Here is a 22,519-nt window from a genome sequence, read left to right as displayed (position 1 = left end):
ATCCCGGAAAATTTGTCGTTACTGACTTAGAACCGGCCCCCTATCGGCTCAAAATCCAGTTCAAAACCGCCCGCCAGTCGGTCATACGCACCGGGGTGCCGTGACTGCCAGTCTCGTAACGCGTGAACCGCGCGGGCTCCCCAGCCTTCAACAACGTGCGGAAAATCGTCGCTTGTTGATCGGCGGAATAGACCTTGTCGGCGCTGCCGTGGGTAAACCAGACCGGTTTCTTCGCTTTGGCAAAGGCGCTTTTCGGAAAATCGGGATCGACCGCGCCGCCGAGGATCGCCATGCCCTTGAGATTGGCGACGGCTGCCTTGTCGCGGCTGATGCCGTAGCAAATGAAACTGCCCATCGACGCGCAGGTGAGCACGACAGGCTTTCCGCCGGATTTTCTGGCCGCATCGGCAATCAGCGCCGCAACATCGGCAACGCCGTTCTCATCGAAGGAACGAACGCTCGGCACGTAATAGGTGCCGCCATTGGCGACGGCCAGATTTTTCAGCCGGTTGAAATTACCGCCGAACGTATAGTCGTTCATGCCAAGCCGCCGGTCGCCGCCGCGTCCATGGATGAAGATGACGGTGAAGGCCTGCCCGCTGGCCGGTCCGACGCGGCCGACCTCAAGCGCCCTGCCCTCAACGGACACGGTTTCCAGCGCCTGCACCTTCTTCGGCGCCATATCCACATATTGCCGCTTCACCCGACGCTCCGGCACCTCGTCGCGGCCGTTGATGTCACGCATCTCCTGATAGTCGATGACCTCGGACGCGCCGTCGTCACCGGTGGAAAGCACCGTCTGCGCCGAAAACAACTCGTCCTTGAAAGGCCGCAGCGGCCCGTCGGCCGCGGAGACTGCGACGGGCATGGCCGCCACAGTCAGGCTGAAAAGAGTACAAAACGTGAAATGAGCTGTGGACATGCCTTGGCTAACCGTTCATTCGTGGCTGCGAGACTTGCCATCGCAAGGTCCGCAGCGCAATCCTCCTGTTGCGAAACCCTGACACAATCGTGGCATAGGATGCGCCGCGCTCGCCAGTTGGACCCGGTTCAATCGGACGGGAACCGCATTTGGCGTTATGATTGACGCTGATGGCATAATGATTCGCAGGGCGAAATTCTGACACACGCTTTTGAACTTTGGACATGATGGACGACAGCAACGATCTTTTCTCCGGTCTTCCGGCAGCACGAAACAGCGACACGGACACGAACGAGGACTCGGCGAAAACCGCGAAGGCCCCGGCGACCGCTGCTGCCAATGTGAACGTGCAGCCAAAACCCGCAGCCGTTGCCCCCATCGCCTCGTCCGCTCCGCCGCCGCCTGTATCTCCCACCGGTGACGACTACGGCGCCTCTTCCATTCGCGTCCTCGAAGGCCTCGAGCCGGTGCGTATGCGCCCCGGCATGTATATTGGCGGAACGGACGAAAAGGCGCTGCACCATCTCTTTGCCGAAGTCATCGACAACTCCATGGACGAGGCCGTTGCCGGTCACGCCAATTTCATCGAAGTCCATCTCGATGTCGAAGGTTTCCTGACGGTAACGGATAACGGCCGTGGCATCCCGGTGGAGAACCACCCGCAGGTCCCCGGCAAGTCGACGCTCGAAGTCATCATGACCAAGCTGCATGCTGGCGGCAAATTCGACGGCAAGGCTTACGAGACATCGGGCGGCCTGCACGGCGTCGGCGTCTCCGTGGTCAATGCGCTCTCTGACCTGCTCGAAGTCGAAGTCGCGCGGAACCGCAAGCTTTACCGCCAGCGCTTTTCGCGCGGCCTGCCCATCGGGTCGCTGGAAGAGCTGGGCGATGTGCATAACCGCCGCGGCACCCGGGTGCGTTTCCATCCCGATCCACAGATCTTCGGCGATCACGCGAAATTCGAGGCGGCCCGCATATTCCGCATGGCCCGCTCCAAGGCTTACCTCTTCGGCGGCGTCGAAATCCGCTGGAGCTGCGACCCAGGTCTTGTGCCCGCCGGTGGCGAAATCCCTGAAAAGGCCGTCTTCCATTTCCCCGGTGGCCTCAAGGATTATCTTGCCGCCACGCTCGGCAAGGAATTCACCGTCACGCGCGAGATCTTCTCAGGCCGCACCGAAAAGACCGGCGGCCATGGCGCGCTGGAATGGGCAGTCACCTGGTATGGCGGCGACACGCAGATCCACTCCTATTGCAACACCATCCCAACCCCCGAAGGTGGCACGCATGAAGCGGGCCTGCGCATCGCGCTCACCAAAGGCCTGAAGAACTATGCCGACCTGACGCAGAACAAGCGCGCCAAGGACATCACCACCGACGACGTGATGATTTCGGCGGCCGGCATGCTCTCCGTGTTCATCCGTGAGCCGGAATTTGTCGGCCAGACCAAGGACAAGCTCGCCACCGTCGAAGCCCAGCGCATCGTCGAAAACGCCCTGCGCGACCCATTTGACCATTACCTTACCGGCAATCCGGCCGAGGCGGCAAAGCTGCTCGACTGGGTCATCGAGCGCTCGGAAGAGCGCATGCGCCGCCGCAAGGAAAAGGAAGTCAACCGCAAGACCGCCGTGCGGAAGCTGCGCTTGCCGGGCAAACTCGCGGATTGCTCCCAGAACACGGCCGAAGGGGCCGAACTCTTCATCGTCGAGGGTGACTCGGCTGGCGGCTCGGCCAAGCAGGCGCGCAACCGCGCCAATCAGGCCATCCTGCCGCTGCGCGGCAAGATCCTGAACGTCGGCAGCGCCAGCCGCGAAAAACTCTCCGCCAACCAGCAGATCGCCGATCTCATCCAGGCGCTCGGCTGCGGCACCCGCACCAAGTACCGCGAAGAGGACCTGCGGTACGAGCGCATCATCATCATGACCGATGCCGACGTCGACGGCGCCCATATCGCCTCGCTGCTCATCACCTTCTTCTATCAGGAAATGCCGGAACTCATTCGCGGCAACCACCTCTATCTGGCAGTGCCACCACTCTACGTCATCCGCCAGGGCGCCAAGAGCGTCTATGCCCGCGATGACGCGCACCGCGCCGAGCTGATGGAAACCGTCTTCAAGGGCAAAAAGGTCGAAGTCGGCCGCTTCAAAGGCCTCGGCGAAATGATGGCGGCCCAGCTGAAAGAAACGACCATGGATCCAGAAAAGCGCACCCTTCTGCGCGTCGAGATCGATGACGTGGACTTCGAAGGCACCCGCGAAGCTGTCGATAACCTCATGGGCACAAAGGCCGACGCCCGCTTCCGTTTCATTCAGGAACGGGCGGCCTTTGCTGATAATCTGGATATCTGATCCAGAAAGAACCGTAAAAGGCAGCGCCCGGCGCTGTCGTCAGAGGTGATGGGGAGGCGCCATCGTGCGGATCGTGTTGACGGGCAGTTCAGGCCGGGTCGGCCGCGCGATCTTCAGCGCTCTTGCCGGCACGCATGAGGTGATCGGTATCGACCGCTCGCCCTTTTCCACCACTCACTTCGTCGGCGATTTCGCTGACATGGGATTGTTGCGTTCGGCTGTGGCGCGGGCGGATGCGGTGATCCATGCGGCGGCGCTCCACGCGCCGCATGTCGGCATCGTCCCCGACGCGGAGTTCCGGCGCATCAATGTCGAAGGCACCCGTATCTTGGCAGCAGCGGCGGTGGAAGCAGGCGTACAACGGCTGGTCTTTACCAGCACCACCGCGCTCTATGGCGACGCCGTTTCCGCCGAAACCTGCACCTTCATAAACGAAGACACGCCACCCCGGCCAAAGAGCATTTACCACCGCACCAAGCTCGAAGCCGAGCAGGCGCTGGAGGAAATCGCTGGTCCGCATCTCGCCGTACGCGTTCTGCGCATGTCAAGAAGCTTCCCGGAGCCTGCCGATGTGATGGCGGCTTACAGGCTGCATCGCGGCGTCGATATCCGCGATGTGGCCGACGCCCATCTATTGGCACTCACCAATGCGGGCGACGATTTCCAGCGCTATATCATATCGGGGGCAACGCCGTTTGCCGCTTGCGATTGCAACGACCTCGCACGCGACGCAGCCTCGATCCTCCGGCAGCGGATGCCTGCCCTCGCCGACGCTTTTGCACAAAGGGGATGGGCGCTGCCTGCAACCATCGACCGCATCTATTCGCCTCTGCAGGCCAGAAAATCGCTCGGCTGGACCTCCCGTTATGGCTTCGAAGAGGTGCTCGCCCAACTTGCCCGCCGCAGTCTGGAGGTGCTGCCTGTGGGTGCGACTATCAACAGGAAATCCGAATAGCGTACCAAGGCACCGCCACCGTGAACGCTTTCCCCCCTCGCGCGTTTTCACTGCGCCTGATACTCTTCGGGCCGGGAGCGATCAAAACAAGTGACTGCATTTACGGTCTTCATCATCATTCTTCTCGTGCTCATCGGGCCGAGCCTGTTTGTCGTCATCGGCAAACAGCGGGAGAAGGCCATTCCGAAACGCCCCTCTACCGCCCTGCCCGTGGCGGAGGAGGAAACGGCGCTGGACCGGCACTGGCAATCGATCAAGAACGGCTGGAACGAAAAGAACGCTCTCTGCCTCCTGCATTCCAATCTCGATGCCTTTGCGGTGCGCGTGGCCTCGGCGCGGGCCGCGGGGCGCAGCCTCGATCTCATGTATTACATGTGGAATGCCGATCTTACCGGACGGCTGATGATGCGGGAGGTGATTGCCGCCGCCGATCGCGGGGTGCGGGTGCGGCTATTGCTCGATGATCTCGGCGTCTCCATGTCGGATCGCATCTTCCACGCCATCGACAGCCACCCCAACATCGAACTTCGCCTGTTCAACCCGACAAGGGCGCGGGAGAACATTCTCTATCGCGGGGTCGAGCTGGTTCTGCGTTTCCGCAGCGTCAACAGGCGGATGCACAACAAGGCATGGATTGCCGATGGGCGCGCGGTCATCGTTGGCGGCCGTAACATTGGCGACGCCTATTTCGATGCCGCCGAGCGGGCGAATTTCCACGATTTCGACATTCTCGGTTTCGGCGACATTGTTGCCGATGCCACCGAAATCTTCGACGATTACTGGAACAGCGCCGTTGCCCTTCCGGTCCGGTCGCTGCTCGCACGCAGGCCTAACAAACTAGCCAAGTTGCGGCGTGAGCTGGACGCCCTGCCAAAGAGCGAGCCAGCAAAACCCTATCTCGAGCGCGTCGAAAGCCAACATGGCCGCGATCATTTCCTGATGTCAGATCGCCTGCACTGGGTCGAGGCGGCGGATGTGCTGGCCGATCCGCCGGAGAAGGCGGCGGGAAAACGCCGCAAAGGTCACAACTTTCTCATGGAGAGCCTGCTGCCGCTGATGCAGGCCGCGAGCGACAGCCTTCACATCACCTCCCCCTATTTCATTCCCGGCAAACAGGGTGTGGGGATATTTTCGGGCCTCGCCGAAAGCGGCGTGTCGGTCGCCATCCTGACCAATTCGCTGGCAGCGACAGATGTGGCCGCCGTGCATGCCGGTTACGCCCGCTACCGCAAACCGCTTCTCACCGCCGGGGTGCGGCTGCACGAATTGCGTGCGCAAGCGGATCAATCAAACTTTACCCTGCGCGGCTCGGGCCAGGCGAGCCTGCATACCAAGGCCTTCACGCGGGATGGAGAGACCGGTTATATCGGTTCGCTCAATTTCGATCCGCGCTCTGCCTCGCTCAACACGGAAATGGGCGTGGTGTTCAACTCCCCCGCCCTCGTTGCCTGCATGGACGAGATTTTCGCCGATGAAATCCGCCGCACGATGAGTTTTGAACTCGAAATCGACAAGGGCAAACACATCGTCTGGGTCACCGAAGAACAGGGGCAATCAAGGACACTCCGTCGCGAACCCGATGCCGCCATCAGCCGGCGGATCGTCGCCGGCATCATGCGCTTCCTGCCGCTGGAATCCCAGCTTTGAAGACGAGCGTCCGGCTCACGCCGCCGGCCGCACCCCTGCCTTTGCCAGCTGTATCTGCACCAGCGTATCCAGGTTCTGGTTGACGCGGCAATAGAACTCTTCGTCTATGAATGGCCGCAGCATGAAATCATTGCCGCCCGCCTTCAGGAAGCGTGCTGAAAGCAGCCGGTTGGTGGAGGAGGACACGCCAATGATGCGCAGCTCATGCGACCCACGGAAGGTGCGGATGCGCCTCGTCAGCTCGAAGCCGTCAATATCGGGCATGTTGTAGTCGGTCACCACAAGGCCGATATCGGGATTGGCCTTGAGGATATCGAGCGCCTTCGCGCCGCTGTCGGCAAGGCTGACGCGAAAATTATACCGTTTTAGACGGCTTGAAAGCAGCGCCCGCGCGGTTGGACTGTCATCGACAATCAACACGTGATGGCGGTGGTTGGTGAGGAAGCGACAGACGGATTCCGTCAGCATGTCGACGGCGAAAACATTGTCCTTCAGGATGTAATCCACCACATCTTTGGCGATCAGCGTTTCGCGGGTCGCCTCATGGAATGTGCTGGTGAAGACAATGGTCGGGATCGAAAGGTCGATCAGATATTCCAGCGCCTCACCCTTTTCAGCTCCGGGCAGGTTGATGTTGGAAATGGCAAGCGTCACCGGCTCGGATGAATGTTCGTAACAGGCCTGCAACTCTTCGAAAGAGCGACATAGCTCCACGGATACACCGAGCATCTCGTTCAGCCGCCTGCTGACCATCTGCGTGAACACATTGCTGTCTTCCGCCAGCAAAATCCGGCTATTGGTGAAAGGCACGCCCGAATATTGCATGCCCGTTATGCCCAGGAAATTCATTCTGTCCCGACCCCCATCGAAATGCCAGTGGAACATAGCAGGCTCATTTTTCGGAATGATTAATAGCGGCTTCCCTAAAGCACCAGTTGAGCACATGCTTACCTAAACGGAAATACGGCCCGCAAGGGGCCGTATCTCATTTTCAGAAAGGGGCATTTAATCAAGCGCGCAGCAGTGCATTCTCCGTATCGAAGGGGCTCTCTTCCACCACTTCCGCATCGTAGGACGTCCCGAGAATGCGGATCTTCAGCTTTGTGCCGACAGCAGCGTATTCCGGCTTGAGCATGGCGAGCGCGATGGACTTGCCGAGACGCCAGCCGAAGCCACCGCTGGTGGCGCGCCCGGCCAGCGTGCCGTTTTCGTCGAAGATCGCTTCCGAACCGCGTGCATCCACATCCGTGTTGCCGGATACGGTCAGCGTCGAGAAGACCCACTTCACGCCGCCTTCCTTGTAAGCCACCAGCGCATCGCGGCCGATGAAGGATTTTTCCGGCCGCACAAAGCGATCGAGGCCGGATTCATAGGCGTTGTACTCCACCGAAAGCTCGCGGCCCATGTTGCGGTAGGATTTTTCGAGCGACATGGAGACCATGGCGCGGATACCGAAGGGCTTGATGCCGAATTCCGCACCGGCTTCCATCAAACGGTCGAAGATGTAGTTCTGCATCTCGATCGGGTGGTGCAGTTCCCAGCCGAGTTCGCCGACGAAGTTGACGCGCAGCGCGTGCGCCGTCGCCACGCCGACGGAAATCTGCTTGCCGGTAAGCCAGGGGAAGTCCTTGTTTTCAAGGCTGGTGCGCGTCAGCTTCTTCAACAGGTCGCGCGACTTCGGACCGGCCAAAACCAGCACGCCATATTTCTGCGTGATCGGCTGCAGCACGACCGAGCCATCGGTCGGTGCCAGGCGGAACAGCACGTCATGGTCATGCGCTTCCAGACCACCGGCCGAAACCATGTAGAAACGGCCAGGCGCCCACTCGTAAACGGTGAATTCCGCCTTCACGCCGCCGGTTGGCGTCAGCAGATGGGTGAGCGCGATGCGGCCACGCTTCTTTGGAATGGCATTGGCGAGAATGCTGTCGAGCCATGCCCGCGCACCGGGGCCGGAGACCTCCATCTTGGCGAAGGCGGACATATCGAGCACGCCGACATTCTGATGAACGTTCTTCACCTCGTTGCCGACATGTTCGAAATAGTTCGAGCGGCGGAACGACCACTTTTCAACAATGCGGCCATCATCCAGAGCCGGCGCATGGTTGTGACTGGTGATGACATCGGCGCCGACGCCGAGATCTTCCTCACGCAGCGCGTAACCTTCCGGCGCATACCAGTTGGCGCGCTCCCAGCCGTAGACGGAGCCGAACACGCCCCCGAGTTTCTTCAGGCGGTCGTAAACCGGCGTCGTCTTCAGCGGACGGGCGGCGGAGCGTTCTTCATCCGGGTAATGCATGGTGAAGACGTTGGCATAGGCTTCCTCGTTCTTGGCGATGAGGTACCCTTCCGTTGCGTAAGGGCCGAAGCGGCGAGGATCGACACCCATGAGGTCGAGCGTCGGCTCGCCATCGACGATCCATTCGGCCAGCTGCCAGCCGGCGCCACCGGCAGCGGTGATGCCGAAGGAGTGACCTTCGTTGAGCCAGAAATTCTTCAGGCCCGGTGCAGGACCGACGATCGGGTTGCCGTCAGGCGTATAGGCGATCGCGCCATTATAGACCTTCTTGATGCCGACTTCGCCGAAGGCCGGAACACGCACCATGGCGGTTTCGATATGCGGCATCAGGCGGTCCAGTTCTTCCTGGAACAGTTCATACTCACTGTCGTCGGAAGGACCGTCGACATAACAGACCGGCGCGCCGACTTCGTAAGGACCGAGGATCAGGCCGCCTGCCTCTTCGCGCATGTACCAGGCCGAGTCGGATTCGCGCAGAACGCCCATTTCCGGCAGGCCCTGGCGGCGGCGTTCCTGAATGGCCGGATGCGGTTCCGTGACGATATACTGGTGCTCGACCGGGATGACCGGAATATTGATGCCGACCATCTCGCCGGTCTTGCGCGCGAACGAGCCGGTGCAGGAGATGATGTGTTCGGCGATGATCTCGCCCTTGTCCGTCGTCACCTTCCAGTGACCGTCTTCAAGCTGCTCGATGGCGGTGACTGTCGTGTTGCGATAGATGGTGGCGCCGCGATCGCGCGCGCCCTTGGCAAGCGCCTGCGTCAGATCGGCGGGCTGGATGTAACCATCGTCCGGATGCTGGATGGCGCCAAGCAGGCCGTCCGTTTCGCAGAGCGGCCAGATTTCCTTCACCTGCTCCGGCGTCAGCATGTTGACGCGAACGCCGATGGTCTCGGCAATGCCGGCATAATACATATATTCGTCCCAGCGATCCTTGGTGCGGGCGAGACGAATGTTGGAGACCTTGGAGAAACCGACATTCATGCCGGTCTCTTCCTGAAGCTCCTCATAGAACTTCACGGAATATTTGTGGATCTGGCCAACCGAGTAGCTCATGTTGAACAGCGGCAGAAGCCCGGCCGCGTGCCAGGTGGAACCGGAGGTCAGCTCCTTGCGCTCGATGAGCACGCTGTCGCTCCAGCCCTTCTTGGCAAGATGATATAGCGTCGAGACGCCGACAACGCCGCCACCGATCACCACCGCCCGTGCATGTGTCTTCATTTACAGAACCCCTGAAAAGCGCTGGCCTTGCCTTATTCCGCCAGCTTTGGATGGGAGGAATATGAAGCGCTTGCGGGTTGTTCAGCCGCCTGATTGCGACATGGCCATAGGGTGCTGCGACAGGGAAGAAATTGCGACCACAGACGGCGCGCGCCGCCGCGATCATGAACCGCGGCGGGACACCTTGTCGGCTGTTGCTTTTTCGGAAGTGACCGCGTCATCCGTCTTGGCGTCTTTCTTGGCCTCGGTCGCTCCTGCGACAGGTGAGGCCGCCGCCCCCGTATGAGCAACCACCGCCTTGTCACCCTCTTCCGAAAGCAGTGCAGCCAGCATCTGTGGATTGGCGTCGCCCTCCACGTGGATATTGAGGTTGCGCTGCGGGAACGGAATGGCGATGCCTTCGTCGCGGAAGCGTTGGAGGATGGCGATGCGCAACGCGTTTTTCACGGCCAGCCCGTTCGAAAGGTCGGCCAGATGGAAGCGCAGTTCGAAATCGAGGGAGAAATCGCCAAAGCGCAGGAATTCCACATGCGGCTCGGGATTGCGCAGCACTGGCGGCTGCGCCCGCACCAGTTCCAGCAGAATATCCATCACCTTCTGCGGATCGGAATCGTAAGCGACGGAAACCGGTATTTCCGCACGCATGATGCGGTTGCGGTGTGTCCAGTTGCCGACGGAGGAATTGATGAACTCGGAGTTCGGCACGATGATCGATTGCCCACGGAAGGTTTCGATTTCGGTGGCGCGCACCGAAAGGCGTTTGACAGTGCCCTCCGTCGTGCCGGTGACCACCCAGTCCCCCACCTTGAAGGGGCGCTCGACGAGCAGGATAAGGCCCGACACGAAGTTCGACACGATGTTCTGCAGGCCAAAACCGATACCGACCGAAAGAGCGGACGCGACGAGCGCAAGGCTTGAGAGGTTGAGGCCGGCCGAAGACACGCCGAAGATGGCCGCAACAGCGATGCCGAGATAACCAATGCCTGTTTTGACCGAGTTGCGCACCCCGGCATCCACCTGCCCGCGCGCCATGACGTTGCTGTCCAGCCACTTCTGGAACCAGCGGGTGATGATGTAACCAATGGCAAACACCAGAATGCCGCCGAAAATGCCGATGAGCGAGATCGATGCATTGCCGACGGTAATACCGGTCAACAGGCGGTAGGCCCAGCTTTCGATATCGCCCGGCTGGAAACCCCAGGAAAACAGGATCAGCGGTACGCCGAAGGCGAGAGCGACGACATAGATGCCGAGGCCGGCAACAAGGCCGGCCTGATCCAGCGGAACGACACCCAGCCCATAACGCCGGGCGAGATAGCGGCCAGCGAGCGACTCCGCAAACGCGCCCTGCCGTGAAATCGCCTTGCCGGATAGAATGCCGATATACATCGTCGCCAGCACGGCACCCGTCGCGACGATCTGCGTGGCAAGGAAGCGCGCAAGGCCGACATAACCCGTCAGGCAGGCGCCGATCAGGATAAGGCCGCCGACACGCAGGAGAATGACCAGCCAGCGCGGCAGACGCTGATGGCCGGTGTCTGAATCCTGCCCCTCACCGATCACCGGACGCAGGAACGAGACGGTAAGCAGGATGAGACCGATGATGATCGAGGCAACGAAACTTTTGGCGACGGTGACGATCAACGGCGAATAAAGCGTCTCGCTGATCGTGCCGAAGAGATAATCGAGACCGTTGACGAGCGCCATCAGCAGCACCGCCGAAGACAGCGTGTGCGCGCCCTTGTTGGAAACCTTCAGCAATCGCCATTCCGGCTGCGTCGGCGCGAAGATCGCGTAGCTCAGGCGCGAGACGAAATAGACGAAACCGGTAACCGCCATCGCCCCGAACAGGATCGGCGCGATGTCCGACCGCAGCACATTGAAATTATCAAGGAAGAAGGCGGAGGTGACGAGGAACAGAAACAGCGACAGCGACTGCACCATGGTGGACCAGAAAGCAACCGACAGGCGCCTCAAATAGGACGGCTCCCCCGTGAACGCCCGCCGCTCCATACGGCTGCCGAACAGGCGGTAGCCGCCCACCAGGAACAGAAGCGCGGCCATGATCGACAGCGTGACGGCCCCGAACATCGGCAACCGCTTGTAATTCCAGACATAGGTCGCCCAGCTGCTGAAGGCATTGTTGAGGTTGGAGAGCTCCGTCAGGAAGGCGGACGACGCATCGCCGAGCGTCTGCGCGGACACTTCGGTACGCTTGAAAAGCGTTGCGGCAAAAAGAGCCCGCCGGACGGCGGTAATATTGTTGGAAATCTGTGCGGCATTGTTGGCGGTGGCCTCAACCTCACCGGCCACGGCGTTCACCTCCCCCCGCTCCGCCGTCAGCCGGTTGCGCTCTTCCGTCACCATGCTTGATTCCGGCGGCTGTCCTTCGCCCGGGGCGGCACCCAGCGCGTCCAACCGCGTCTTGATCTGATCCAGACGGGCGCGAAGCTTGGCGTTGGTGGCGGCAGCATCGGTGGCAATACCGTCTGCCCGGCCCTTGAGGTCGACAAGCTGCGCATCATCGCGCCCACCGGCCTCCACCTGCCCCGAAATGAAGGAGAGATCCGACTTCCATTTTTCGAGATCGGTTTTTGCCTGCTCGATGGTCGATGGCTGAATGGCACCGGATGCTGCGGGCGTTGCCTCCTGCGCAGAGACAGGCGCAACGCCGAGGGCGCTGAACAGCGCAAACAATGCAACCAAAACGGCCGCCAAAGCGCCGGCCCGCCGACCACGTGCCGACGGCTCGCGGAGCACCCGCCTGTCGCCCATCCATCCGCCAAACATCAACCGCACATCCATGCCTTTCGTCTTACCATGCCGCTTCAGGCTATTTAGCGCCTGCAGCGCGGAAAACCAGCCGCATCGGATGAGGTTTTCCGCCGTTTGCCTTGCTTTCCACCACGGGAATCATCACTTTTCAATATGCAGCAACATGGGAGGAAATCATGGAATCTGCTGGCATCGGCTGGATTGCAGCCATTATCATCGGTGGTGTCGCGGGGTGGCTCGCCGAACAAGTCATGAAAAGCAATATGGGTGTTTTCATGAACATCCTTCTTGGAATCGTCGGCGCCGTCATCGCCAACGCCATCCTTGCGGTGTTTGGAATCGTTTTGATTGGCTGGCTCGGTTATCTCATCGCCGGCTTCATCGGCGCCTGTATCCTCATCGCCATTGGCAGGGCCTTCAGACGCGGCTGAATAAGTGTAGATCCGTAAAACCCCGGATTCCCAGGCTTTTCCAGCGCGGCTGAAATTTTTTCGTCACAAAAATCGGATAAATTTCAATTACGCGCTGGACAAGCCCAAACTTCCCCTTTATACGCCCCCTCACACCGCCACACGGTGCCGGTCGGGTGATTAGCTCAGTTGGTAGAGCAGCTGACTCTTAATCAGCGGGTCGTAGGTTCGAGCCCTACATCACCCACCATTTCCTCCTTAGATATCAAGATGCTGTGATGACATGTTAAGGCGTCGCCTCATCGCGACTTCTCGACACCGCACGTGAATTCCGGTTTGGCCTACGGCACGCATTTGCGTGAGCGGATGTGCAAAGGCAGCTAAAGATTGTTTGTCGATGCCCGCCTGGGCGAACCCAGAAAGCGCGGCTCAATCGGCCGGCCGGCGATGCGACTGCCAAACTCCTCGGTAAAGGGCACCGGCTCCGCTCGTCTCACCGCCTCGATGGCGGAGTCGATGAAAGCTTTCCGTCTTGGACTGTCCTCCTGCGGGCTGACACCAACGACGACGACCTTGTTTCGCACCTGCCCATCCCTGTGCAAAATAAACCGCAATGTGACCACCAGCCCTTCCGCATCCTCCGGCGGTTGCCAGCAGGCGAAAATCGCATCGAACATCTCGTTGATGTTGGAGGCAGGTGTTGGGTCTTTGCAGCCCCGCGACTGCGCAACAGCCTGCATCGGAGTGCCGGCAAGCAATGCAGCGACAAAAAGCAGCATAATAAAGCAAGAAAATCTGATGAAGGGGGAAAATATTTTATCCAAATCGAAACCCTGAAAATACAAATAAGCAATATTAAGAAGTATTATTCATCGTAAATAATTCTTCGAGCATCAGCAACATAATTGCACCTGAGAATTCCATCTCTATTTAAGATCATGATATAAAGCCTGGCTTTATCTGATCCGATCCAAGCGATAGCCCCTTCCCTATCGCTTCAGCCAATTTGCGAAAAAGCGCCGTCCTCGGTCGGAGCGGCAATAAGTTTCATCAATTAGATCGCGACGACGCGCGCTTCCCCAAAGCTGTCTCATTCATCCCTATGATCGGGGTCATGAGACTGCTCATCAACATCTTGCTCTTCATCCTCGGCGCGGTCGGAAGCGGCATATTTGCGTCCCTGATATCGGCCGCCCTTGCCGATTCCGGTCTTCTCGGCTCCTGCTTCGAGGGAAATTGCGGTTATGCCGCGCTTTTCATGGTTCTGCCCGTCACATGGTTCGTGCTTTTCGCGCTGTACGTGATGGCGCTCCTGATCTGGCGGCGCAAGCCGTTCCGTAACCGCAGGCTCTGAAAACGAGTATTGCCACCCAATTGCCACCGGGCGCTCGTTGACAGCAATAAAGACTTGCCGCTAACGTCCGCCTGCTGGGGGATTCGCTGCCAGTGATATGCGGGAAGCCCTTCAAGGCGTCCTGATGTCACCGGGCTCTGAATGTGCATGTTCCGATTTGCGTCTTGCTTCTATGGCAAGGCGCTTGGTGGCGTGCCGGAAAACAGGGAGACCAAAAGATGCGGGCCGCTATCAATTCCCCGTCGCTGTCGATCGACACCATGGACTATCAGGCGGAATGCCAGTTCGCGCTGGAGCCTTCCATTCGGGGGCTCATTGAAAAAGCCGAAGACGCCGGCTGGAACCGCCAGCAGGCTGCCCTCGCCATCGTTGCACTCGCCAGCGAGCATTTGACCGATCTCATGGCCACCGCCGCCGCTCCTGTGGCCGATCAACGCCCCCTCTCCTAAACTCCCCGAAAAGCCTCTCAGGACGTCTCTCCGTCCCCAAGACATCTTCCTTGAAGTTGAAGCTGCAGCACCGGAGTGTCCCCGTCGACACTGCCGGGCCGTCGCGCGGGCAGAGCTGCACCGCACTTATGCATACCTCTACAAGGCGAGGCACGGCTGGGCGCCATAGCAACGGGGCGCCGGCCAATTCACCGGCGCTGCCATAGTGTTGACATAAGCACCCAATAATGAGAACATAAAGTGAACATTATGGAGGTCAGCGATGAACACATCAGACGCAGCCATAGAAAATGCCCTTTCCGTCGTTGCCCGCTCGCGTGACCTGCGGGAGCGCGCGCTCGAACGGCGGCGCGAGTTACAGCGGCGAACGGAAGTCATCATTACCCGGCCGCTTTATGTTCTGAAAAAGAATGACGGGCCGAAACAATTGTCATTGAAGCTGGACAGCTGAGGCGACGGGCGACAGGACGCCTATATCGGCGAAAGACGTCCTCAGGGCGCTGAAACGAAAAGCCCGTGCGGATGTTCATCACGCACGGGATTTCACGTTCTAACGAATGTCATGTTGGTTTACTGCATGCGCTGCATCGCAGCCTCTGGCTCGCCGGTCGCGGCAACCGCTCCCGGCAGGCGGTCGGTTTTTTTCAGGATAACGACCGGCTTTTCTGCCGGGTCGGTCGGCGGAACGATGCTTGCGGTTTTGAATTCACGGTCGACGGCAGGAACGGAAGCATTGATCTTTTCATGACCTGCGCATTCCGCGAGCGCTGCACTGGCTGAAAAACCAAAGACAGCGGCGATTATGAGAACTGATTTCATGTCATTCTCCCTTCGCTTTTATGGCGTCTCCAGTCTATGTGGAGACGAGCCGGATTGAAAATCACACTTTAGAGACATCTAAACTATCATTGATGGTCGGCAGTCGTGCTCATCACTGGCCTTCGACGGCCATTAGGCAAGGTCAACGTCTTTATTTCTTCCGCAAATCCAGCGGGTTTTGGCAAAGCGGCCGGCGAAATATCATGGCCACGTAACTTCCCTTGAGGGATATGAGATTTGGCGTATAGGTTGAAACCGTCGCCACATTGGCGGCCTTTATGGTTCTTCCTTCAGAGGTATTGTGCTGCATTGCGCGCCTCCTTCCGTTAGCGATAACGAAAATGAGCTGCTCTTGTTCCGATCACGCTTTCGTTGGCACAAGGCGGAAATGCGCTTATGTCTTCTGCTCATCGGTTGGAAAGAAACAGGCGGAACGCCCCGGCCCCCGTCGCCCTTGCTTGAAATATCGGCCCCAAGGCTCTATATCAGCGAGCGCGAGGACGACCTCGGCCATATCGGCAACAGCATGCGGGACGGCCCGGTCAAAAACCGGAGAATGCAATGCGCTCCCTGCAAGATCGTATCCGCCACGCCCTCAGCTTCGAAATCATCGGCCTTCTGCTTGTCATCCCGCTTGGCGCACTGCTTTTTGGCATACTCATGGAAGACATCGGCGTCGTCGGGCTTGTCAGCGCCACGCTCGCGACGGTCTGGAACTACGTTTATAATCTCGCCTTCGACCATGCCATGCAGCGCCTGAAGGGCACGACACTGAAAACGCCCACCCTTCGGGTCGCCCATGCGGTGTTGTTCGAGCTAGGCCTGCTGATCGTGCTGATGCCGTTCATCGCCTGGTATCTGAACATCAGCCTCGTCCACGCGCTCGTGATGGATATTTCGTTCGCGCTTTTTTACGTGGTCTATGCGTTCGTCTTCAACTGGAGCTACGACCGCGTCTTCCCCCTGCCGGAATGGAAGTCACAGCAGGACGCCGCCTGAGCGGCGTCTATCCCCGAAATTGGCCTTTAAGCGCCGCTTTTGACGCAGCGCGACGCTTAGAGCGACTTCAGCGTCCAGGCCACGATCTCGCGCGTGGCGGCGGCGAAGGCCTGGTCGAGTGCTTTCACGAAATTGGCGTTGCCGGAGCCGCTGACGCGGGCGCTGGAACGGAACACCTCCTGCGCCCTCACCGTGCCGTTGCGATCATTCAGAAGCTTCACCGAAATTTCGATATTCGCCACGTTGCGAGCGGTATCGATCTCGAAGGCGCGGATATCGCTCACGACCTGGTAGTCGATGGCGAGGCCCTGCCCCGGGCGGCCGACGCCGCCGAGTTTGCCGGTATCCTCGAAGGCTTCCACGAGCTTGGATTGCACCATGCGCGGCAGACGGTCGCTCCATTGGGAGTTGCCGAGATATTGCACCTCGGAGCCGGAGAGACGCACCACGATGTTCTCGCTATCGAGCGCCTTCAGCGCCGTCGGATCGGCAATCAGCAGCTGACGGCTTTTCAGCGACGGCCCCTGCGTCACCGCAGCCGGCGAGACGGAGAGATCGAATGTATCGTTTTTCGGCGCGCCAGCACAACCCGCCATCATCGCGGCGAGCAGCGGTGCAAGAACGAAGGCGCGACGCATCTGGCCGTTCATCGATAGTCTCATTGGCCCATACCCCTCTTAGCGCCTTGTTCTGCCGTCATATTGTTTCACGGTTTCGCCGCCGAAAATCAACCGTTGCGGATCGCGGTCAATGTTGGTGATGGCGTTGTTGAGATTATCGACCGTCTGGCGCGTGCTGCCGATCAGCGCCTGGAAATCTTTCAGGCCCGAGCTGGAGAAGCGCGTCAGATTATCGGCAATCGGGCCGATGCGGGCATTGAGATTGTCGGCCACCGCCTTGAAGGAGGTGAGCGTCTCGCGCGCCTTGGCAAACAGCGAGTTGGCATCATCAGTGCCGAGCATGCCGTCCACCTTGGCAAGAATGCCATCGACGCGGCTGGAGGCAAGGTTCAGCTTGCGGCCCATCTCGGTGAAGTCGGATACCGCCTGGTCGATATCGGCGCGACGGGCGCCAACATCGTCGGCAATCCGCTTGAAGTTTGCGACGGCGTCACGCGCATCGGCCGTTGCCGACGACACGTCATCGACCACGTTGCCCACCTTGGCGGGATCGACGGAGGCAAGAAGCTCATCCGCGCGTTTGACCACCGTCTGTACTTCCGTGCTCGCCGCCTCGAAGTTTTTCGCTGTGCTCTGCACCGTGTCCATGATGCCCTGGATGTCGCTGGAAGCGGACGCGACATCCTTCGTGACCTTGTCGACGTTGGACAGGATGGAATCGATCTTGCCGGCATCCACCGCCTTCACAAGGTCCTCGACCGCGCTGAGCGTGCCGTCGAGGCGCACCGAGACCGACTGGACCGTCGTGGAAAGCGAACTCAGGCTCGCGATGAAATTCTTGATGCCATCGGAATTGGCCGCCAGCGCATCGGAGAATTTCTCGGCATTGCGCACCGTCTGCGTCAGCGGGCCGCGCGCGTCCTGCACGAAACCCTGTAATTCGCCGATCGCGCCATCGGCGCGCTTCAGTATCTTGTCGGCAGTGGCAAGCAGGTTGGTGACGCTCGAAAGATCGGCGGTCAGTTCGGCCGGAACACCGCTTTCGACGGCTTTCTGCAGAATGCGCTCGCCATCCTTGTTGCCGCCGGAAAGCTCGATATAGGCGGCACCCGTCAGGCCCTGAATTTCTAGCACCGCGCGAGTGGACGGGAAAACCGGCGCGTCTGCCTGCACTTCGGTGAAGGCGATGGAATAGGCCGGATCGTCGCGGTCGATAGCAAGCCCGCGCACCGTACCAACGGGAATGCCGTTGAACCGCACCGGCGAACCGACGGACAGGCCGTTAGCCGAGCCCGGAATACGCACGACAAGCTGCGCCGTTGGGCCGCCACGGCCGAATTCCGCCATCCAGTAAACGAAGCCGAATGCGGCGGCGATCACGATCAGCGTGAAAATTCCGACTATGGTGTAGTTCGCCTTGGTTTCCATGCTTCCCGTTACTCCACCGGATTTTCGTGTTTGCCGTCCGGAAGAACGACAGAGCGTGCCCGTTTGCCGCGGAAATAGGACTGCACCCACGGGTCGTCGCAGGCGAACATGTCCTGCAATGTCCCTTCCACCAGCACTTTCTTCTGCCCCAGCACCGCAATGCGGTCGCAGACGGAGAACAGGCTGTCGAGGTCGTGCGTCACCATATAAACGGTCAGGCCAAGCGAATCGCGCAAGCGCGCTATCAGCATATCAAATTCCGCCGCCCCAATGGGATCGAGACCGGATGTCGGCTCATCGAGGAAGACGAGATCGGGATCGAGCGACAAGGCCCGGGCGAGCGCCGCACGCTTGATCATGCCGCCTGAGAGTTCCGACGGGTATTTGTCACCCGCATCGGGCTTCAGGCCGACCATCTCGATCTTGAGATAGGCCAGCTCGTCCATCAGCTTCTTCGGCAGGTCGAGATATTCCCGCATCGGCAGCTGGATGTTTTCCTTCACCGTCAGGCCGGAAAACAGCGCGCCCTGCTGGAACAGCACGCCGAGCCGCTGGTCAAGCATCATGCGGTCGTCTTCGCTGGCCTTGTCGTAATCGGTGCCGAGAATGCGGATCGCACCCGCCTGCCGCGGCAGAAGCCTTAGGATCGCGCGCATCAACACGGATTTGCCGGCACCGGATGGACCGATGAAGCCAAGGATTTCACCGCGATAGACGTCGAGATCGAGATTTTCGAGCACGTTGCGGCCATTGAAGCCGACAGTCACGCCCTCGACGGAAAGCACTGCCTCGCGGCCGTCCTTTGCGGTTTTTGTCTCTTGCGGCTTCTGGTCCAGGGTTTCCAACGCGCCCTCCTTAAAAATCGATGGCTGCGTAGAAGATGGCAAAGAGGCCATCCACCAGAATGACGACGAAGATGGACTTTACCACCGACGAGGTGACGTGTTTGCCGAGCGATTCCGCCGAACCGCCCACCTTCATGCCTTCCACCGCCGCGACGATGCCGATGATCAGCGCCATGAACGGCGCCTTGATCATGCCGGCGGCAATGGTCGATTCCTCCACCGCCCCATGCAGGCGCGACAGGAACACTTCAAATGTGATGCCGGAATAAAGCAGCGTGACAATGGCTGCCCCGAAAAGCGCTGCAAAATTGGCAAGAATGGTCAAAAGCGGCAGCGCAATCGTCAGCGCCACCAGCCGCGGGAAGACGAGCACGCCAACCGGATTGAGACCGATCACCTTCAGCGCGTCGATTTCCTCGCGCATCTTCATCGAGCCGATTTCAGCCGTGATCGCGCTGCCGGAGCGACCGGCGATCATGATCGCGGTCAGGAGAACGCCGATTTCACGCAATTGCAGAATGCCAACGAGATCGACGACGAAGACTTCGGCACCGAAATACCGGAGCTGGAACGCGCCCTGCTGGGCGATGATCGCGCCGATCAGGAAGGACATCAGCATGATGATCGGCACGGCGCGCACGCCCATATGGTCGATCTGGTTGACGATCGCCGCTGGCGAAACGCCGCGTCCGCGCCCGAGCTTCATCTGCGCGCCGCGCACGGCCGAGCCGAGAATATACATCCCCGCGAGGAAATCCGCGCCGTTCTGAACGACGGCCTGGCCGATCGGCGCAAAGATGCGCTCGGCGAGTCCCACCTTCTTGGGGGCCTCACCCTCCATCTCCACCTTTTCAGGCAATTGGGAAATGACCTCTTCAATCTGGTCGTTTCCCGTTACGGTGACGGTGGCCCCCTTCGCCTCAAGATCGCGGCGCAGGCGCTGGATGATCCAGGCGCCGGTGGTGTCGATCGCCTCTACGGACGAGAGATCGATTTCGGCTGCGCTGGAGGACGCGTCCTTCTCGATCTTGTCGAGAATGGGGAAAATGCCGGAGAGATTGCTGTTGCGCCAGGAACCGCTCAGCACAAAACGCGACGCGCCGCCGGAGACGGTATCGTCTGCGGAAATTGCGGCCGGGTTCGCCTGTTGCCGTGTGTCCTGTTCTTGCATAATGCTCCGAGCGAGTGCAGCCGTCACGAGATTCTTAATGGTTTCATAACGGTTTGGCCTTCGGCAAGCCACAGTGACGGCCGACAATTCGCGATAAATTTGGCGTCATGTGTCTTTTGACGCCTATTAGGAAGTGAAAAAACATGCCCCGTTACCTTCAAGCCACAACTGAACGTTTCGCCGTTGCTGGCAGCTTCACCATTTCACGCGGCACCCGCACGCATGCGGATGTCGTAACGTGCACCATCCGGGATGGTTCCTTTACCGGTAAAGGTGAATGTGTGCCCTACCCGCGTTATGGCGAAAGCATTGAGGGCGTCATCGCCGACATCGAGGTTATGGCCGAGCAGATCGCTGGCGGCCTGACACGGCAGGACTTGCAGCAGGCGATGAAACCGGGCGCGGCCCGCAATGCCGTCGATTGCGCATTGTGGGATCTCGAAGCGAAAATGAGCGGCAAGAGCGCCGCCGAGCAGGTTGTCGGACAGGCGGTAAAGCCGCTCGTCACTGCCTACACGATCTCGCTTTCCGATCCCGACACCATGGCCGCGAAGACGGCAGAGAATGCCACCCGCCCGCTGCTGAAGATCAAGACCGGCACAGCCGACGACGAGGCCCGCCTGCGCGCCGTCCGCGCAGCCGCACCCGAGGCGCGTATCATCATCGATGCGAATGAGGGCTGGAACGACGGCAATATCGAATATTATCTGAGGCTTGCAGCGGAACTGAAGATATCGCTGATCGAACAGCCGCTTCCCGCCGGCAAGGACGCGATTCTCGCCCGCATCGACCATCCGGTTTTGATCTGCGCCGACGAAAGCGTGCATTCGACAAAGGACCTCGCCGGCCTGCGCGACCGTTACGATGCCATCAACATCAAGCTCGACAAGACCGGCGGCCTGACGGAAGCGCTTGTCATGAAGGCGGAGGCCGAAAGGCTCGGTTTCACCATCATGGTCGGCTGCATGCTCGGCACCTCGCTCGGCATGGCGCCCGCTGTGCTGGCCGCTCAAGGCGCAGCCTTTGCCGATCTCGACGGGCCGCTGCTGCTGGCTGAGGACCGTGAAGCGGGGCTGGTTTATGAAGGGTCGCTGGTCTATCCGGCACGGCCGGAATTGTGGGGGTAAGCCCCTGAAATTAAATCCTGATGAGCCGCAACGTCTCCCCTTGTTTCTTCTCCCCGCCGGGGAGAAGATGGCCCGAAGGGTCAGATGAGGGGGCAACGGTAGAGGTTTACGGCGAGCTCGCCCCCTCATCCCGCTGCCGCGGACTTCTCCCCGGCGGGGAGAAGAAACAGGTGGCAACCGCTCGCTTCACACGAGCCTGCACTGATCTCACGGAAAACACCGAAGGCCAAGTATTCCTTTAGCCTACAGGCCAAATCTCAAGCCGCGTGCTGGCCGATCAGCCCCGGAATGTTCACCGGCTCCATCTCATCCGATGTCTGCTCGGCAATGACTTCGCTCGTCTGCATCCAGGTGATCAGCTCGAACGTGCCGTCGGCATTTTCGGCAATCGCCGTGCAGCTTTCCACCCAGTCGCCGGTGTTGATGTAGCGGATGCCATCCATGTCTTCCATGACGGCGTGGTGAATGTGGCCGCAGATCACGCCATCGACGTTGTTGCGCCGCGCCTCATCCGCCACCACGCGCTGGAACTCGCCGATAAAGTTGACGGCGTGTTTGACCTGCAGCTTGGCCCAGGCCGAGAACGACCAGTAAGGCAAGCCGATGCGGCGACGCACGGCGGCAAGGGCGATGTTGATGGCGATCGCCGCATCGTAGGCCCAGTCACCGAGATAAGCGAGCAGGCGGGCATTGCGCACCACCACGTCGAACTCGTCGCCATGGATGACCAGATATTTCTTGCCGTCGGCCGCCTCGTGGATCATGCGCTCGGCAACTTCTATGCCGCCGAAATGCATGCCGGGAAACTCCCGCAGGAATTCATCATGGTTTCCGGGAATATAAACGATGCGGGTTCCCTTGCGGGCCTTGCGCAGAAGCTTCTGCACCACGTCGTTGCAGCCCTGTGGCCAGTACCAGCTGCGGCGCAGGCGCCAGCCGTCGACGATGTCGCCGACCATGATGATCGTTTCGGCCTCGTGGTATTTCAGGAAGTCGAGCAGATAATCCGTCTTGGCTGCCTTTGAACCAAGATGAACATCTGAAATGAAAAGCGTTCTGAACTGTCTGGTTTCAATTTGACCGGCCACGGATATCATCCCCCTGTTCGGTTGCGTCCCTGCGGCTTTCTT

The 22,519-nt window shown here is 59.8% G+C and carries 21 protein-coding genes and 1 tRNA gene; 10 read left to right on the top strand and 12 right to left on the bottom strand.

Translation table 11 applies throughout. The features are described 5' to 3' along the window. Positions 1-40 precede the first annotated feature (40 nt). The gene (locus tag FS804_RS01555; protein WP_144574139.1) at positions 41-922 is read right to left on the bottom strand and encodes an alpha/beta fold hydrolase; all 882 of its coding nucleotides are present in this window, start codon (positions 920-922) and stop codon (positions 41-43) included. 224 nt (positions 923-1,146) lie between these two features. On the opposite strand from FS804_RS01555, the gene parE reads away from it, so the two are divergent. The 3 genes from parE to FS804_RS01540 all read left to right on the top strand — a co-directional run bounded on the left by parE (position 1,147) and on the right by FS804_RS01540 (position 5,869). Continuing rightward, the gene (gene parE / locus FS804_RS01550; protein ID WP_144574137.1) at positions 1,147-3,267 is read left to right on the top strand and encodes a DNA topoisomerase IV subunit B; all 2,121 of its coding nucleotides are present in this window, start codon (positions 1,147-1,149) and stop codon (positions 3,265-3,267) included. A gap of 64 nt (positions 3,268-3,331) precedes the next feature. Continuing rightward, positions 3,332-4,222, top strand: a complete 891-nt coding sequence (locus tag FS804_RS01545; protein ID WP_144574135.1) for an NAD(P)-dependent oxidoreductase — start codon at positions 3,332-3,334, stop codon at positions 4,220-4,222. Between the two features lie 90 nt (positions 4,223-4,312). After that, on the top strand, positions 4,313-5,869 hold the full coding sequence (locus FS804_RS01540; protein WP_144574133.1) for a phospholipase D family protein: 1,557 nt from the start codon (positions 4,313-4,315) through the stop codon (positions 5,867-5,869). A 15-nt stretch (positions 5,870-5,884) separates the two neighbouring features. Here the strand turns inward: FS804_RS01540 and FS804_RS01535 are convergent, their stop codons facing one another. The 3 genes from FS804_RS01535 to FS804_RS01525 all read right to left on the bottom strand — a co-directional run bounded on the left by FS804_RS01535 (position 5,885) and on the right by FS804_RS01525 (position 12,182). Then, complete coding sequence (locus FS804_RS01535; RefSeq protein WP_063949114.1) at positions 5,885-6,718, bottom strand: response regulator; 834 nt, start codon at positions 6,716-6,718, stop codon at positions 5,885-5,887. A 160-nt stretch (positions 6,719-6,878) separates the two neighbouring features. Then, on the bottom strand, positions 6,879-9,392 hold the full coding sequence (locus tag FS804_RS01530; protein ID WP_144574131.1) for an FAD-dependent oxidoreductase: 2,514 nt from the start codon (positions 9,390-9,392) through the stop codon (positions 6,879-6,881). 162 nt (positions 9,393-9,554) lie between these two features. Beyond that, positions 9,555-12,182 (bottom strand): mechanosensitive ion channel family protein, encoded by a 2,628-nt coding sequence (locus tag FS804_RS01525; protein WP_246665839.1) that lies wholly within the window; start codon positions 12,180-12,182, stop codon positions 9,555-9,557. Between the two features lie 161 nt (positions 12,183-12,343). Here FS804_RS01525 and FS804_RS01520 point away from each other — a divergent pair, with 161 nt between their 5' ends. Beyond that, a complete protein-coding gene (locus FS804_RS01520) occupies positions 12,344-12,598 on the top strand; it encodes a GlsB/YeaQ/YmgE family stress response membrane protein (protein ID WP_144574129.1) in 255 nt (84 codons plus the stop codon). Between the two features lie 153 nt (positions 12,599-12,751). After that, positions 12,752-12,827 (top strand) — tRNA-Lys (locus tag FS804_RS01515). A gap of 130 nt (positions 12,828-12,957) precedes the next feature. Here the strand turns inward: FS804_RS01515 and FS804_RS01510 are convergent. Then, positions 12,958-13,422: an energy transducer TonB gene (locus FS804_RS01510; protein ID WP_233282468.1), complete on the bottom strand. Its 465-nt coding sequence runs from the start codon at positions 13,420-13,422 to the stop codon at positions 12,958-12,960. A gap of 257 nt (positions 13,423-13,679) precedes the next feature. On the opposite strand from FS804_RS01510, the gene FS804_RS01505 reads away from it, so the two are divergent. From FS804_RS01505 to FS804_RS01495, 3 genes are all read left to right on the top strand, one after another. Continuing rightward, positions 13,680-13,931 carry a hypothetical protein gene (locus FS804_RS01505; RefSeq protein ID WP_063948899.1) on the top strand — a complete coding sequence of 84 codons (252 nt, stop codon included), beginning with the start codon at positions 13,680-13,682 and terminating at the stop codon, positions 13,929-13,931. A 218-nt stretch (positions 13,932-14,149) separates the two neighbouring features. After that, positions 14,150-14,380, top strand: coding sequence for a hypothetical protein (locus FS804_RS01500; RefSeq protein ID WP_063948898.1), 231 nt, complete (start codon positions 14,150-14,152; stop codon positions 14,378-14,380). Between the two features lie 262 nt (positions 14,381-14,642). Further along, positions 14,643-14,831 carry a hypothetical protein gene (locus FS804_RS01495; RefSeq protein WP_063948897.1) on the top strand — a complete coding sequence of 63 codons (189 nt, stop codon included), beginning with the start codon at positions 14,643-14,645 and terminating at the stop codon, positions 14,829-14,831. A gap of 119 nt (positions 14,832-14,950) precedes the next feature. Here the strand turns inward: FS804_RS01495 and FS804_RS01490 are convergent, their stop codons facing one another. Both FS804_RS01490 and FS804_RS24845 read right to left on the bottom strand, forming a co-directional pair. After that, positions 14,951-15,199: a hypothetical protein gene (locus FS804_RS01490; protein ID WP_063948896.1), complete on the bottom strand. Its 249-nt coding sequence runs from the start codon at positions 15,197-15,199 to the stop codon at positions 14,951-14,953. Between the two features lie 151 nt (positions 15,200-15,350). Further along, positions 15,351-15,509 carry a hypothetical protein gene (locus FS804_RS24845; protein WP_186376630.1) on the bottom strand — a complete coding sequence of 53 codons (159 nt, stop codon included), beginning with the start codon at positions 15,507-15,509 and terminating at the stop codon, positions 15,351-15,353. A 251-nt stretch (positions 15,510-15,760) separates the two neighbouring features. Between FS804_RS24845 and FS804_RS01485 the strand changes: the two genes are divergently transcribed. Beyond that, positions 15,761-16,198, top strand: a complete 438-nt coding sequence (locus tag FS804_RS01485; protein ID WP_144574127.1) for a PACE efflux transporter — start codon at positions 15,761-15,763, stop codon at positions 16,196-16,198. Between the two features lie 56 nt (positions 16,199-16,254). Here the strand turns inward: FS804_RS01485 and FS804_RS01480 are convergent, their stop codons facing one another. From FS804_RS01480 to FS804_RS01465, 4 genes are read right to left on the bottom strand one after another with little or no spacing between them, the layout of a single operon-like run. Continuing rightward, positions 16,255-16,860 carry an ABC-type transport auxiliary lipoprotein family protein gene (locus tag FS804_RS01480; protein WP_063948894.1) on the bottom strand — a complete coding sequence of 202 codons (606 nt, stop codon included), beginning with the start codon at positions 16,858-16,860 and terminating at the stop codon, positions 16,255-16,257. 15 nt (positions 16,861-16,875) lie between these two features. Next, positions 16,876-18,246, bottom strand: a complete 1,371-nt coding sequence (locus FS804_RS01475) for an MlaD family protein (protein ID WP_063948893.1) — start codon at positions 18,244-18,246, stop codon at positions 16,876-16,878. Between the two features lie 8 nt (positions 18,247-18,254). Next, positions 18,255-19,091 (bottom strand): ABC transporter ATP-binding protein, encoded by an 837-nt coding sequence (locus FS804_RS01470; RefSeq protein ID WP_063948892.1) that lies wholly within the window; start codon positions 19,089-19,091, stop codon positions 18,255-18,257. Between the two features lie 10 nt (positions 19,092-19,101). Continuing rightward, entirely contained in the window at positions 19,102-20,262 is a 1,161-nt protein-coding gene (locus tag FS804_RS01465) for an ABC transporter permease (RefSeq protein ID WP_063948891.1), read from the bottom strand. Between the two features lie 143 nt (positions 20,263-20,405). Here FS804_RS01465 and dgcA point away from each other — a divergent pair, with 143 nt between their 5' ends. Continuing rightward, positions 20,406-21,389 carry an N-acetyl-D-Glu racemase DgcA gene (dgcA, locus tag FS804_RS01460; RefSeq protein WP_144574125.1) on the top strand — a complete coding sequence of 328 codons (984 nt, stop codon included), beginning with the start codon at positions 20,406-20,408 and terminating at the stop codon, positions 21,387-21,389. A gap of 257 nt (positions 21,390-21,646) precedes the next feature. Here dgcA and FS804_RS01455 read toward each other — a convergent pair whose 3' ends face one another. Further along, positions 21,647-22,486 (bottom strand): UDP-2,3-diacylglucosamine diphosphatase, encoded by an 840-nt coding sequence (locus FS804_RS01455; protein ID WP_186376629.1) that lies wholly within the window; start codon positions 22,484-22,486, stop codon positions 21,647-21,649. Positions 22,487-22,519: the final 33 nt, after the last annotated feature.

Source organism: Agrobacterium sp. DE0009, from assembly GCF_007680755.1.
GTDB classification, from domain to species: Bacteria; Pseudomonadota; Alphaproteobacteria; order Rhizobiales; family Rhizobiaceae; genus Agrobacterium; species Agrobacterium tumefaciens_B.
Note: the sequence above shows the minus strand (reverse complement) of the source record. Positions and strands in the feature narration are given on the sequence as shown.

Excerpts from the sequence above, each read along its gene's own strand:
- FS804_RS01485 (WP_144574127.1), top strand. The coding sequence starts at position 15,761 with ATGCGCTCCCTGCAAGATCGTATCCGCCACGCCCTCAGCTTCGAAATC.
- FS804_RS01525 (WP_246665839.1), bottom strand. The coding sequence starts at position 12,182 with ATGTTTGGCGGATGGATGGGCGACAGGCGGGTGCTCCGCGAGCCGTCG.
- FS804_RS01495 (WP_063948897.1), top strand. The coding sequence starts at position 14,643 with ATGAACACATCAGACGCAGCCATAGAAAATGCCCTTTCCGTCGTTGCC.
- parE (WP_144574137.1), top strand. The coding sequence starts at position 1,147 with ATGATGGACGACAGCAACGATCTTTTCTCCGGTCTTCCGGCAGCACGA.
- FS804_RS01490 (WP_063948896.1), bottom strand. The coding sequence starts at position 15,199 with ATGAAATCAGTTCTCATAATCGCCGCTGTCTTTGGTTTTTCAGCCAGT.
- FS804_RS01505 (WP_063948899.1), top strand. The coding sequence starts at position 13,680 with ATGATCGGGGTCATGAGACTGCTCATCAACATCTTGCTCTTCATCCTC.
- FS804_RS01475 (WP_063948893.1), bottom strand. The coding sequence starts at position 18,246 with ATGGAAACCAAGGCGAACTACACCATAGTCGGAATTTTCACGCTGATC.
- FS804_RS24845 (WP_186376630.1), bottom strand. The coding sequence starts at position 15,509 with ATGCAGCACAATACCTCTGAAGGAAGAACCATAAAGGCCGCCAATGTG.
- FS804_RS01520 (WP_144574129.1), top strand. The coding sequence starts at position 12,344 with ATGGAATCTGCTGGCATCGGCTGGATTGCAGCCATTATCATCGGTGGT.
- FS804_RS01535 (WP_063949114.1), bottom strand. The coding sequence starts at position 6,718 with ATGAATTTCCTGGGCATAACGGGCATGCAATATTCGGGCGTGCCTTTC.
- FS804_RS01465 (WP_063948891.1), bottom strand. The coding sequence starts at position 20,262 with ATGCAAGAACAGGACACACGGCAACAGGCGAACCCGGCCGCAATTTCC.
- FS804_RS01480 (WP_063948894.1), bottom strand. The coding sequence starts at position 16,860 with ATGAGACTATCGATGAACGGCCAGATGCGTCGCGCCTTCGTTCTTGCA.
- FS804_RS01555 (WP_144574139.1), bottom strand. The coding sequence starts at position 922 with ATGTCCACAGCTCATTTCACGTTTTGTACTCTTTTCAGCCTGACTGTG.
- dgcA (WP_144574125.1), top strand. The coding sequence starts at position 20,406 with ATGCCCCGTTACCTTCAAGCCACAACTGAACGTTTCGCCGTTGCTGGC.
- FS804_RS01530 (WP_144574131.1), bottom strand. The coding sequence starts at position 9,392 with ATGAAGACACATGCACGGGCGGTGGTGATCGGTGGCGGCGTTGTCGGC.
- FS804_RS01500 (WP_063948898.1), top strand. The coding sequence starts at position 14,150 with ATGCGGGCCGCTATCAATTCCCCGTCGCTGTCGATCGACACCATGGAC.
- FS804_RS01455 (WP_186376629.1), bottom strand. The coding sequence starts at position 22,486 with ATGATATCCGTGGCCGGTCAAATTGAAACCAGACAGTTCAGAACGCTT.